This is a genomic window from Streptomyces sp. NBC_00080, from assembly GCF_045041255.1.
Taxonomy (GTDB): Bacteria; Actinomycetota; Actinomycetes; order Streptomycetales; family Streptomycetaceae; genus Streptomyces; species Streptomyces coriariae.
Genome location: NZ_CP108235.1, coordinates 4589809 through 4601796 on the forward strand (window position 1 = coordinate 4589809; position 11988 = coordinate 4601796).

Below are 11988 nucleotides of genomic sequence, written 5' to 3' on the forward strand. Positions count from 1 at the left end.
ACTGAGCTGTCCGGCACACGACACCGACTTCCCGTGACCTGCGCCACACTCGCCCCACCGGCTGGTACCGGACCCCGGCGTAGAGGTTCGCACGCGGGCGCCGTCACTTCCGGCGGTGCTCGGCGGTGGTCTTCAGGTCGTGGAGCCAGGCTTCGAGGCCCGCGCCGAGTGCCGCGGTCGCGGTGGGGACGTCGGCTTCGACCTGGGCGCCGGTCCAGGTCTCCTCGGTGTGGACGCGGACGCCGCCCTTGACCTCGGTGAAGGTCCACAGGTGAACGCCCTCGTCGATACGCAGGCCCTGGCCGACCGCGGGTCCGCTCCACAGGACGCAGGCCCCCCGCTGGAGTTGCCGGACGGTGGAGGTGATCTCGAGGGTGGTGGCGGGGGTGGTGGGGGTGGCGGGCGCCGGGGTGGTCCAGCGGAACCGCGAGCCCTTGCCGAGCCGGCCGGGGTCGAGGCGTTCGGCGGTGAGCACGGGCTGCTGCCAGGACGGCCAGCGTTCGACGTCGGTCTGGAGCTTCCAGACGGTGCTCAGCGGCGCCTTGATCACCACGTCGGATCGGTAGCGGATACGGGCGGAGGCGTCCACGCCCTGCCCTCGGCAGTGGGACGGACGGCTGTGGTGGGCGCCGGCCCGGTCGGGCGCGGCCCGGTCGGGCGCGGCCTGGGCGGCGGGGATGGCGGTGGCGAGGGTGCCGACGACGGCGAGTGCGAGCGGGAGGGCGGACGTCAGCGTCCTGTTCCTGGTGCCGGGCATGGGGATTCCCCTTGGTCTGAAGGCCCGTTGGGCCGGTGAGCAGGCTGGCGGGTCGGCGCGAGGCGACGGGCGACGGGCGACGGGCGAGGAGTACGGGGTGCGGTGTGGGGGTGCGGGTGCGGGTGCGAGGGCCCCAGCTCACGGGTGGAGGACGACCTTGCCCGCGACCGTTCCGGACTCGGCCAGCCGGAGAGCGTCGGCTACGTCGGTGAGCGGGAGCCGGGCCGCGATCCGGGGTGTCACGTCACCGCGCTGGAGGGCGGCGAACACCTCGGTGAGGTCGGTCCGCAGCCGGGCCCGGAAGCGGTTCTTGGCCAGGGCGCGGCCGGCCCAGACGTTGAAGAAGTAGGCGCGGCGGCGGTTGGGCAGCGCGTTCCACACCCACAGTCGGCCGAGCAGCTTCAGCACGGGCCACTGCTTGGACCCCTCGTCGTCCCGGGTGGATGCGGTGCCGTACGAGACGAGCGTGCCGCCGGGGGCGAGGAGGCGCCAGGAGTCGGCGATGCCCCGCCCGCCGACGTGGTCGAAGACGGCGTCCACGCCACCGGGCGCGAGTTCGCGGATCCGCGCGGCCAGGTGGGCGGCGCGGTAGTCGACGGGGGTGACTCCCTGTTGCCGCAGGGCGTCGTGGTGGCGGGTGGACGCCGTGCCGATCACCCGCATGCCGGCGGCCCGGGCCAGCTGGACCAGGACCGAGCCGACGCCACCGTTGGCACCGTGCACGACGATGGTGCCGCCGGCGCGGACCCGTGCCTTTCGGTGCAGCATCTGCCAGGCGGTGATGCCGTTGACCACCAGGGTCTCCGCCTCCGCCGCGTCGATCCCGGCGGGCACCGGCACCACGTCGGCGGCGTCGACGAGGACATGGCTGGCCCAGCCGCCGACCTTGAGCAGGGCGGCCACCCGGATGCCGGCCAGGCCGGGCTCGACGCCGTCGCCGGTCGTCAGCACCGTGCCGACCAGGTCGTAGCCGGGGACGAAGGGGAACGGCGGCTGGTCGTAGTAGCGGCCGCGGCGCATCTGCTGCTCGGCGAAGGAGACTCCGGTCGCCTCCATCCGGATCAGCACCTGCCCGGGGCCCGGGGTGGGGACGGCTCCGTGCCGGATCCGCAGCCCTTCCGGCTCGACCTTGCCCGGCAGGACGACCTCGACGAGTCCCTCGGCGTTCATGACAGCCTCCAGTGAGCGTTACCTCTGCTTGCGTTCGTTAGAAGTTGTAACGCAGATCGAAGGGGAGTGTCAATAACCTCCGTGATAGCCTCTAACTAATTCTTGAAGCTATAGACGCGAGTGTGCGTCCGAGCTCGGGACCTTGAGACCGTGAGAGCGGAGAGGCGGCAGGCCATGGCGGAGACGGGTACGACGACCCCGCGCGAGCGCTATCGCGCCCAGGTACAGGCGGAGATCAAGGAGCGCGCTTGGGAACAGATCGCCACGGCGGGGGCGTCCGCGCTCTCCCTCAACGCGATCGCCAAGCAGATGGGGATGAGCGGGCCCGCGCTGTACCGGTACTTCGCCGGACGCGACGAGCTGATCACCGAGCTCGTCCGGGACGCGTACCGAAGCCTCGCCGACGCCTTCCGCACCGCCTCGGCCGCGGGCGGCGGCCTGACCGGACTGGCACACACGCTGCGCGACTGGGCCCTGGACGATCCCCAGCGGTACTTCCTCGTCTACGGCACGCCCGTCCCGGGCTACCACGCGCCCGACGACGTCACCACGATCGCGTCCGAGATCATGACGGCCCTGCTCGACGCCTGCGCCGACCTGCCCGCCGACGGCCCGCCGCCCCCGCTCGCCGCCCACCTCGAAGGCCTCGGCGACCAGTGGACGACCGGCCACCCCGCCCCACCCGCCGCCCTCCACCGGGCCCTGACCTGCTGGACCCGCCTGCACGGCGTCCTGTCCCTCGAACTGGCAGGCCACTTCAACGGAATGGGCTTCGACCCCACCCTGCTCTTCACAGCCGAACTCGACACCTTGACCGGCACGTCGGCGAACTGAGGAGCGCCCGCGAGGCCGACCTCCTCGGCGAACCCGTGGCCGAGGATCGTCTACATATGGCGGGGATCGGTGGCACGGAGGGCCGGATCCTCCGAGCGCAGCCGGAACTTCGCATGCACGCCCAGGCTGTCGCGGGCGGCTACGTAGAACTCGTCGCGCTTCTCCTGGAACTCACGGAACGCCCTCGTCCAGTCGTCCGGTGTGCCAGGGCGCATGTCGCGGACGAACTGTTCCAGTACCCAGGCGTGGCGCTGCAGCGCCCGGGCCGCGGAGATGGTTTCCGCGTCTCCCATGAGGAGGACGGCCTCGAAGGCGTAGCCGCGCTCCAGTTCGGCCTCCGCCATCAGCTCCAGGCCGGCTTCCTCGGCCAGTGGCTGAGGGAGTTGGAAAAGACCCTTCCCCGCCGCCAGCCGGCCCGCCAGTGACGTGAACCTCTTCACGGCGTCGGCATAGCGGAGATAGCAGTCCAGACGGCGCTCGTCCCACCTCGTCGAGAGCTGGCGCCGCCATCGTGCCCGTTCCATCAAGGCCCCGCCGACGTACGAGGCCGCCGCGCCGACCAGCACACCGATCAAGGTGAACAACTGTCCCGACATACCGCCCCCGCCGATCACGTAGGTACTCAGGAACCCTACTTGCGGGACCCGCGGCGCCCTCGACCGGCCGACAGACTGCTTACGGAGGTCAATTCCCGTGAAATGGGAGTGGAGTGAAATACCCTTGGGTCCAAGGGAGTTGATCACGTCATGACTCAAGGTCCCGCACCTCGCACGCTGTCCGACGAAGCGCTCTCCGAGTTGCTCGGGCGACAGCGGTTCGGCACGCTCGCCACCGTCCGGCGTACCGGGCACCCGCACCTGACCACGATGCTCTACAGCTGGGACGCCGACGCCCGGATCGTGCGGTTCTCGACGACGGCCGACCGCGTCAAGCTCCAGCACCTGCGCCGCGACCCGCATGCCGCCCTGCACGTATCGGGCGACGACGTGTGGTCGTTCGCCGTCGCCGAGGGCGAGGCCGAGGTCTCCGGGGTCACGGCCGTCCCCGGTGACGCGGTCGGACGGGAGCTGCTCGGGATGATCCCGGCGGACGCGCGACCCGAGGGCGTGGACGAGGACGCGTTCCTGGAGCAGCAGGTCGCCGAACGCCGGGTGGTCGTCCGGCTGAAGGTGGACCGACTGTACGGGACGGCGCTCGACATCGACGGCTAGGCACGACCCGACACGGCGGGAGACGGCGGGAGACGGCTGGAGACGGCTGGAGAACACCGCGTACGGGTGCGAGGAGGCCCCTCGCACCCGTGTCGGCCGGCCGCTTGTTACAGCGTCACCTTCGTGCCGCCCAGCGTCACCACCAGCTGGCCGTTCGAGGCGAAGGACCAGGCGAGGGCGCCGCCGTAGGAGGAGGCGCACCGGGAGCCGTTGGTGCCGGTCCAGAACTGGTTGGTGCTGTCGGCGTCACCGACCGTCTTGTCGTTCGAGCCGCTGACGTTGTACCGGCAGGACGTGTTGGTGCGGAACACCGAGGTCCCCGCGTCCCAGGAGTAGTTGCGCTCGGCGTTGTCGACGCTCAGGTTGTTCGACACGGCCATGGAGCCCGGGTTGCTGTTGTACGTGAACCCGTGATGGCCGTTGCGGTAGGCGATGCTGCGCCGGACGACGTGGTTGACGGCGATGTCGTCGCCGCCGAGCTTGTAGCCGTTGCGGTCGCCGTTGGTGTTCACGGTGCCGTCGGAGAGGGTGCCGTTGCCGTAGGAGAGGGAGTCCTCGACGGTCACCGGGCCGATGGCTCCGGTGTCGGTCTTGGTGTAGAGGTCCCAGCCGTCGTCGATGTTGTGGTGCGAGACGGCGTACCGGAAGACGTTGCCGGTTCCGGTGGTGAGCTTCGCGGCGAAGCCGTCGGCGTCCTCGCCGTCGGAGTCGGCGTTGTCGTGCGACTCGGCGGAGAGGATCAGGTTGTCGGACGGCCACTGCGCGGCGGGCGTGCTGGAGGCGATCCGGCCGAGCTGGAGCCCGGTGTCGTGGTTGAAGCGGGTGACGGTGCGCTCGATGACGTTGTGGCTGCCGCCGACGTAGATCCCGTTGTCACCGGCGTGTTCGACGACGACGCCGTAGACATGCCAGTACGAGCCGAACAGCTGGAGCCCGCGGTTCGACGAACTCTCGCTCTGTGCCGAGAAGTTGAGGACCGGCGTCTCACCCGGGTAGGCGGACAGGGTGGTCAGCGCGCTCGCCGTGCCGCTGCTGGTCGCCGGGACGGTGACCGTCGACGACTGGGCGTACGTCCCGCCGCGCAGGTAGATCGTGCCGCCCGCGGTGACCCGGCTGATCGCCGAGGTGAGGGTGGTCGGGGCCGACTGGGTGCCGGCCGCGCTGTCCGTGCCGCTCGGTGAGACGTAGAGCGCGCCGCCGGCCGGGGGTGTGGTGCTGTCGGCGGTCGTCGCCTCCAGGTAGTCGACGTTGGGCAGGCCGGCCGCGGTGGTCGGGGTGAGCCGGACGGTGTTGCTGCCCGCGTTGAGGGACACCGTGAGCGTCTTGGTGACCCAGGTCGACCAGGCGGCGGTGGCCTCGAAGGACGGCGTCTGCACGGCCGTGCCGTTGACGACCAGGGAGGCCGGGCGCGCCGTGCCGCCGCCGTTGGCGAAGCGGACGTTCAGGGTCGCCGTGCCGGCCGTGGCCGCGTTCACGGTGAACTGGGCGTATCCGCTGGTCGCGTTGGTGCCGTTGCAGAATCCGCTGCCGGAGTAGCCGGTCCAGTCGGAGTCGATGGTGCCGGCGCAGACCGCCGGGGAGGTCTCCGCCTCGTAGCGGGTGGTGGTGGCCGCCTGGGCCGTGGTGCCGGACAGCGCGACGAGCGCTCCTGCCACCAGGCTGACGCAGGCCATGACGGATCTCAGCTGCATGATTCATCTCCAGGAACGGAACGAGTGCGGGTCGGCCGGACCAGAAAGCGCTTTCTCCCGGAAGTTAGGGGCGTGGCGTGAGCGCGTCAAGAGACGCGTACCTGTTCTTCGTTCACATCTGTGGACGGAAGTGTGGCGTGTGCTCGTGTGCGCTCGATCTCCTCAAGGGATCCGTGCAGGAGCGTCACACAGACTGCACACAGTCTTTCGAACGACTCGTTAGCGTTGCCGGCCATCGGACCCCCGCGTAGGAAGACCGCAGATGGACTACTGCTCCACGTGTCGTCGGCATCTCAACGGCGCCCTGGTGTGCCCTGGATGCGGCGCCTACGCTCCGGACATCGCGCCGGTCACGGTCGACCGCGGCATCGCCCCGGCCCGGGTCGCGATGACGACACGGATATCGGCCCCGATGCCGGATCCGACGTCTACGAGAGTCACACCTCCGTCGACGACGTACACGGACACCCCGGCGTCGGACACCCCGGCGTCCGACTCCGAGAGCGTGCCGTCCGCGACGGCCGTTCCCTACGCACGGCAGGGGCGGGCGGCCCGTCGGCGGCAGCTGGCCCGCTGGAAGAAGAACCAGCGTCGAGCCGTGGTCGCGACGGCCGTCGCCCTCGTCGGAGGCGGTCTGACCTTCGCCGCGCTGGACCGCCAGACCGGCGACCAGGCACAGGCGGCCACCGTGCCGGAGACCCCGACCACGGCGGGCGGCGAGGAACCGACCCTGGAGCACACCCTGCCGACGGTGAGCCGCTCCGGCGCGCACCGGACCTCGCCCTCACCCAGCACCCCGCGGTCGTCGACGAACACCCACCCGGACTCGCTGGCCTCCTCCCCCGCCACGGTGCCGTCCGCCCCCCGGCAGCGGACCGGAAACTCGGCCGCCGACGGAACGGCCACCGCTCCCACCGGCACGACCGGCATCACGGACACGAGCGGCACGAACGGCACGAACGGCGCCAGTGGCGCGAGCGGTCAGCAGTCGTCCGCCTCCACTTCGACCGACGGCACGGAGTCGTCGACCTCGAACTCGAACTCCGCCTCGAACTCCTCGACTTCGTCGTCGTCATCTTCGTCTTCGTCGTCTTCGTCGAACTCCTCGTCGTCCTCCTCGACGAGCACCGCCCCCGCGGGGACCTCGCCTTCGGACGTCTGTCTGCTGGGCCTGATCTGCCTCGGCTGATGGGGCCGGGGCTGCTCGGCCCCAGTTCACGGACGTGCGCCGGGCCCACCGGGGCCGCACGCGCGACGGGTCCCGTTCCAGGAAGCAGGACGCCTCTTGGTAGCGGGACCCGGCGCCGGTGGAAACGGGCCCCGTGATTCACGAGCCCCTGGTGCGACGCCTGGTCACCGACCTGTGCCGACGCCCGGCTGTGTGTTGTCGACACCGGGTCACTGATTCCTTCCACCCGCCGTGCGGTCGTACGACCCGGCGGGTCTCCTCCCGGTGTTCCGGCGCCCCGTGGAGGCCGCCCGCGTCCGCAACACGCCCTTTTGGGAACGGGGCCTGAGGGGGCCGAGGAGGCCGGGGGAACTTATCGGGGCGGCTGTGAGTTTCTACGTTGCTGTAGATCTTGTGCAGTCACTTACTCCGCCCCGACCTTCTGGAGTTCTCATGGCCCTGTGGGACCGCATCAAGGAGTCCGCGTCGACGATGCAGACCCAGCTCGTGTCGAAGAAGAACGACCTCAAGAGCGGCGCCTTCCGCGACGCGAGCATGGCGATGTGTGCCCTGGTCGCGGCGGCGGACGGCACCATCGACCCCGCGGAGCGGCGCCGGGTGGCGCAGCTGATCGCCTCCAACGAGGTGCTGCAGAACTTCGACGCCGCGGATCTCCAGCGGCGCTTCGACGACAACCTCAACAAGCTGACCACCGACTTCGACTTCGGCAAGGTCAGCGTTCTCCAGGAGATCGCCAAGGCGAAGAAGAAGCCGGCCGAGGCACGGGCCGTCATCCAGATCGGCATCGTGATCGGCGGCGCCGACGGCGACTTCGACAAGACCGAGCAGGCCGTCGTACGGGAGGCGTGCTTCACCCTCGACCTGCCGCCGCACGAGTTCGACCTCTGAGCGCGCCCTCGCCCCCGTCGGCGCCGCCGCGCTCGGCAAGGTGAAGCCGCGCCGCTCGGCCGGGCCGCCGGAGGGTGGTGCGGGAGAACCCCTACGGCCTTCCCCCACCACCCTCCGAGCGCCGCCGGGGCCTCGGCGCAGACGCCCGTCAGCTGAAGCCCGTCATCCGACGCCCCGTCAGTCCCTGGCCGTCAGGCCGGTCGCCAGGCCGTTCTCGTCCCATCGGACCTCCATGACGCGGGTCACCGCCTCCCGGTCGATCGGCCCGAACACGTGCGGGAACAGGGTGCCTTCGGCGACCCCGGGCGGCGGAGCGGGCGCGGCCGCCTCCCATGCGCAGATCGCGGTGAGCCGCTTCTCGTCGAGCACGAGCGCCAGCAGCGGCCGGGGACCGGTCCGGTAGAACGCGTTGACGACGGCGAGCGTGCTCGCCTCGTCGGGCGAGCAGTGGACGAACCCGTCCTCCGCGAGGGAGGCCGGCGCGTAGGGCCGCTCGGGGGCGGTGCTCCAGTCGTCGAGCGGTACGACGTGATAAATCATCATCCCGTTATACAGCGGGCGTTCATCCGCCCTCGGGGAGCTCGATGATCTCGCCGTTCTCGTCGAGGGTGTGGGTGCTCCAGTAGGTGTCCCACTTGTCGCCGACCTTCTCGGGGACCTTGCCCTCCGGATAACGGGCCCAGCCCTGCGCCGGCTCCTCGCCGTCCGGCACACAATCGCTGCCGCCGCTGTTCACCGCCAGCACCGGGTACTCGCCGCCGCCGCAGCTCGCCTCCTCGATCCGGAAGGAGCAGCCGGTCAGCGTCGCGACGGCCACCACGGCCGCACCGGCCAGGGCGCGGCCCACTCCCACTCGGCTCCTGGTCCTGGTCCTGGTCCTGCGCACGGTCGGCTCCTCTGCACGGCTCGACGGCCGGCCGGCTCGACGGCCGTACCAGGTGTGCGATCAGCCTGCCGAGCGGCGGGAGTGTTCCTCTTGAGTACGGGTACTCATATGCCTGGGACGACGTCCTCAACACGTCCCGGTGGCGCTCTCCCGGTCCCCGGCCCCTCATCCGGACCTGTGCTACCGTGATAAAAGTGGCAGTTTCGGTTACCAGAGGCTTTTGAGTGCTCTTCGACCTTCCGTCGACGGGCACTCTTTTTGTTTGTGGGGCTTTCCCGATCCTGCCGCACCCGGGTCCGCAAGGTGCGGAGTCCGGGCATTGCCCCATAGGGAGATTCAACATGGCATCTGGCACCGTGAAGTGGTTCAACTCGGAAAAGGGCTTCGGCTTCATCGAGCAGGACGGTGGCGGCGCTGACGTGTTCGCCCACTACTCGAACATCGCCACGTCCGGCTTCCGTGAGCTTCAGGAAGGCCAGAAGGTTACCTTCGACGTCACTCAGGGCCAGAAGGGCCCGCAGGCGGAGAACATCCAGCCCGCCTGAACCGCCTGACGCCGCCTGACGCTGACGCTGACGCGATCGGCTGCGCATCACGCGGACTACGTGGTCGGGGCCCGCACTCCTGAGTGCGGGCCCCGACCCATGGCATTTTGCCCTTTCGAGGAAGGTATCGGATGAACCGCAACAGCTCCGTCCGCTCCCGTACGGACCGGCGCCAGGGTGCCCCGTCCCGTTCGGCCAAGCCCGGGCGGAGTGGACGCGGGAGTCGTCCCGCCGCGTCCGGCGGTGAATTCGCGCTGCCCGTGACCCTCACCCCGGGACTGCCGGCCGTCGAGTCGTTCGCCGACCTCGACATGCCCGAGCGGCTGCTGACCGCCCTCGGCGCCGAGGGTGTGACCACCCCGTTCCCGATCCAGGCCGCGACGCTGCCGAACTCGCTGGCCGGCCGGGACGTCCTGGGCCGTGGCCGCACGGGTTCCGGCAAGACCCTCGCCTTCGGGCTCGCGCTGCTGGCCCGTACGGCCGGACAGCGGGCCGAGCCCCGGCAGCCGCTGGCCCTGGTCCTCGTCCCCACCCGGGAACTGGCCCAGCAGGTCACCGACGCCCTCACCCCCTACGCCCGCGCGCTGCGGCTGCGGCTCGCCACGGTGGTCGGCGGTCTGTCGATCGGCCGGCAGGCGAGCGCCCTGCGCGGCGGCGCCGAGGTCGTCGTGGCCACGCCCGGCCGCCTCAAGGACCTCATCGACCGGGGCGACTGCCGGCTGGACCGGGTCGCCATCACCGTCCTCGACGAGGCCGACCAGATGGCCGACATGGGCTTCATGCCGCAGGTGACGCAGCTGCTCGATCAGGTGCTTCCCGACGGCCAGCGGATGCTGTTCTCCGCCACCCTGGACCGCAACGTCGACCGGCTGGTCCGGAACTACCTGCACGACCCCGTCGTCCACTCGGTCGACCCCTCGGCCGGCGCCGTCACCACGATGGAGCACCACGTGCTGCACGTGGAGGACGAGGACAAGCACGCCACGACGACGGAGATCGCCGCCCGCGACGGACGCGTGATCATGTTCCTGGACACCAAGCACGCGGCGGACCGGCTGGCGAAGAAGCTGCTGGCGGTCGGGGTGCGCGCCGCGTCCCTGCACGGCGGCAAGTCCCAGAACCAGCGGACCCGGACCCTGGCCCAGTTCAAGGACGGCCACGTCACGGTGCTGGTGGCGACCAACGTCGCGGCCCGCGGCATCCACGTCGACAACCTCGACCTGGTCGTCAACGTCGACCCGCCCGCCGACCACAAGGACTACCTGCACCGCGGCGGCCGTACGGCACGCGCCGGCGAGTCCGGCACCGTCGTCACGCTGGTCCTGCCCCATCAGCGCCGTGAGATGACGCGGCTGATGGCCGACGCCGGCATCACCCCGCAGACCACCCGGGTCCGCTCGGGCGAGACCGAGCTGAGCCGTATCACCGGCGCGCAGGCGCCCTCCGGCGTGCCCGTCGTCCTCGCTCCGGCGGTCACCGAGGAACGTCCCGCGCGCTCGGCGTCCACCGCGCGCTCGCGCCGTGGCCGCCCCGCGGCCCAGGGCAACGGCCGTCCCACCTCCCAGGGCGGACGACCCACCTCCCAGGGCCGTCGCCGCTCCCCCGCCAAGGGCAACGGCAACGCCGCGAACGGCCGCTGAGGCCGGGCCGGGGCCGGCGGGGGCTCACCCGCCGGTGTCCTCCGCCAGCGTGTGCGCGACCAGCGCGTTGGCGTGGCCGTGCCCCAGCCCGTGCTCGGTCTTCAGCCAGGCGACGAGTTCCATGTGCCGGGTGAGCGGCGAGGCCCGGATCAGGGTCTTCCACTCGGCGATCGGACGTCCGTACTTCTTCTCGATCGACGGGAAGTAACTCGCGGGGCCCTTCACAGCTTCAGTCATGTCCGTACGACCGGCGCGGGCGGGAGAAGTGATCGGCGCGGGGGAAGTGATCCGCGTCACCTGCCTCCGGCGGTCGCGTGGCCGGCCCGCGCTCACCCGCCGGCGGCGGCGTACACGGCGTAGGGCAGCAGGATCGCGGGCAGGGTCAGCAGCCGGGGCTTGAGCGGGCGGCCCGTCCGCAGGGGGCGCAGACCGTCGAAGAGGACGAGCAGCAGCGCGACGAACACCGCGAACAGGACGAGCGTGATCCGCACGAAACCGCCGTCCTCGATCTGGTCGTACGTGCAGTGGTCCAGGTCGCGGAGGCCGAGGTCCTCGTAGGTGCAGTGCCCGTGGCTGAGGTACCAGCGCGCGCACAGCAGGACGACGGCCGTCGGCAGGCCGATCAGCAGGTGTACCAGGAGCGGCGGCAGACAGCCGCGCAGTACGGAGAGTGCGGTACGCATCCGGTCACCCCACCAGGGCGGGGCCGGGCGGGCTGTGGCGGAAGCCACTCCTCCGGTCACAGGCCTGTCACAGCGGCCCGGCGCACCGGGAACCGGGCCCTGAACCGGCGCTTCGCGCGCCGGCCGGGGCGTCGGACGGTCAGGCGGGGGCGCCGCCGAAGCCGATCTCGTTGCCGTCCGGGTCGTGGAAGGTGACCTTGCGCACGCCGTTGGAGTAGGTCTCGCGGCGGGTCGGCGTCAGACCGCGGCCGGTGATGGCGGCGACCCGGGTGTCGAGGTCGTCGACGAAGAGGGTGTTCAGGGCGTGGCCCTCGTGGCCCGGGCGGTGCTCGATGTACAGGTAGCGGTGTTCGGCGAGCTCCCAGACGGCCTCCGTGTCGTTCGGGAAGAACGCCGGCGGGGCGCCGAGCAGCCGCTCGTACCAGGCGAGGGCCGCTGCGTAGTCGTTGACGGGGATGCCTGCGAAGAGGTCGACGGCCATCCCCTCATCGTAG

15 protein-coding genes are annotated in these 11988 nt (G+C 71.0%); 6 read left to right on the forward strand and 9 right to left on the reverse strand.

Features of this window, described 5'->3' with window-relative positions; all coding sequences use genetic code 11:
• Positions 1 to 103: 103 nt before the first annotated feature.
• Positions 104 to 757 carry an SRPBCC family protein gene (locus OHU34_RS20500; protein ID WP_230195161.1) on the reverse strand — a complete coding sequence of 218 codons (654 nt, stop codon included), beginning with the start codon at positions 755 to 757 and terminating at the stop codon, positions 104 to 106.
• A gap of 138 nt (positions 758 to 895) precedes the next feature.
• On the reverse strand, positions 896 to 1927 hold the full coding sequence (locus OHU34_RS20505; protein ID WP_142265296.1) for a medium chain dehydrogenase/reductase family protein: 1032 nt from the start codon (positions 1925 to 1927) through the stop codon (positions 896 to 898).
• A 174-nt stretch (positions 1928 to 2101) separates the two neighbouring features.
• On the opposite strand from OHU34_RS20505, the gene OHU34_RS20510 reads away from it, so the two are divergent.
• Positions 2102 to 2761, forward strand: a complete 660-nt coding sequence (locus OHU34_RS20510) for a TetR/AcrR family transcriptional regulator (RefSeq protein ID WP_142265295.1) — start codon at positions 2102 to 2104, stop codon at positions 2759 to 2761.
• A 50-nt stretch (positions 2762 to 2811) separates the two neighbouring features.
• On the opposite strand, the gene OHU34_RS20515 is transcribed toward OHU34_RS20510, so the two are convergent.
• On the reverse strand, positions 2812 to 3357 hold the full coding sequence (locus tag OHU34_RS20515) for a hypothetical protein (protein ID WP_142265294.1): 546 nt from the start codon (positions 3355 to 3357) through the stop codon (positions 2812 to 2814).
• Between the two features lie 150 nt (positions 3358 to 3507).
• Between OHU34_RS20515 and OHU34_RS20520 the strand changes: the two genes are divergently transcribed.
• Complete coding sequence (locus tag OHU34_RS20520; RefSeq protein ID WP_142265293.1) at positions 3508 to 3972, forward strand: pyridoxamine 5'-phosphate oxidase family protein; 465 nt, start codon at positions 3508 to 3510, stop codon at positions 3970 to 3972.
• 107 nt (positions 3973 to 4079) lie between these two features.
• Here OHU34_RS20520 and OHU34_RS20525 read toward each other — a convergent pair whose 3' ends face one another.
• Complete coding sequence (locus OHU34_RS20525) at positions 4080 to 5663, reverse strand: carbohydrate-binding protein (RefSeq protein ID WP_142265292.1); 1584 nt, start codon at positions 5661 to 5663, stop codon at positions 4080 to 4082.
• 262 nt (positions 5664 to 5925) lie between these two features.
• Between OHU34_RS20525 and OHU34_RS20530 the strand changes: the two genes are divergently transcribed.
• Both OHU34_RS20530 and OHU34_RS20535 read left to right on the forward strand, forming a co-directional pair.
• The gene (locus OHU34_RS20530; RefSeq protein WP_405767712.1) at positions 5926 to 6852 is read left to right on the forward strand and encodes a hypothetical protein; all 927 of its coding nucleotides are present in this window, start codon (positions 5926 to 5928) and stop codon (positions 6850 to 6852) included.
• Between the two features lie 432 nt (positions 6853 to 7284).
• Positions 7285 to 7740, forward strand: coding sequence for a tellurite resistance TerB family protein (locus OHU34_RS20535; protein ID WP_405767714.1), 456 nt, complete (start codon positions 7285 to 7287; stop codon positions 7738 to 7740).
• A 177-nt stretch (positions 7741 to 7917) separates the two neighbouring features.
• On the opposite strand, the gene OHU34_RS20540 is transcribed toward OHU34_RS20535, so the two are convergent.
• Positions 7918 to 8280 (reverse strand): DUF952 domain-containing protein, encoded by a 363-nt coding sequence (locus OHU34_RS20540; protein WP_142267962.1) that lies wholly within the window; start codon positions 8278 to 8280, stop codon positions 7918 to 7920.
• A 22-nt stretch (positions 8281 to 8302) separates the two neighbouring features.
• Positions 8303 to 8626: an SCO0607 family lipoprotein gene (locus OHU34_RS20545; RefSeq protein WP_405767716.1), complete on the reverse strand. Its 324-nt coding sequence runs from the start codon at positions 8624 to 8626 to the stop codon at positions 8303 to 8305.
• Between the two features lie 341 nt (positions 8627 to 8967).
• On the opposite strand from OHU34_RS20545, the gene OHU34_RS20550 reads away from it, so the two are divergent.
• Entirely contained in the window at positions 8968 to 9171 is a 204-nt protein-coding gene (locus OHU34_RS20550; protein ID WP_020133270.1) for a cold-shock protein, read from the forward strand.
• A gap of 131 nt (positions 9172 to 9302) precedes the next feature.
• Positions 9303 to 10811, forward strand: a complete 1509-nt coding sequence (locus tag OHU34_RS20555; protein WP_142265290.1) for a DEAD/DEAH box helicase — start codon at positions 9303 to 9305, stop codon at positions 10809 to 10811.
• Between the two features lie 24 nt (positions 10812 to 10835).
• On the opposite strand, the gene OHU34_RS20560 is transcribed toward OHU34_RS20555, so the two are convergent.
• From OHU34_RS20560 to OHU34_RS20570, 3 genes are all read right to left on the reverse strand, one after another.
• Positions 10836 to 11048 carry a DUF4287 domain-containing protein gene (locus OHU34_RS20560; RefSeq protein ID WP_142265289.1) on the reverse strand — a complete coding sequence of 71 codons (213 nt, stop codon included), beginning with the start codon at positions 11046 to 11048 and terminating at the stop codon, positions 10836 to 10838.
• Positions 11049 to 11140: 92 nt separating this feature from the next.
• Complete coding sequence (locus OHU34_RS20565; protein ID WP_020133237.1) at positions 11141 to 11494, reverse strand: hypothetical protein; 354 nt, start codon at positions 11492 to 11494, stop codon at positions 11141 to 11143.
• Between the two features lie 139 nt (positions 11495 to 11633).
• Entirely contained in the window at positions 11634 to 11975 is a 342-nt protein-coding gene (locus OHU34_RS20570; RefSeq protein WP_142265287.1) for a VOC family protein, read from the reverse strand.
• Positions 11976 to 11988 lie beyond the last annotated feature (13 nt).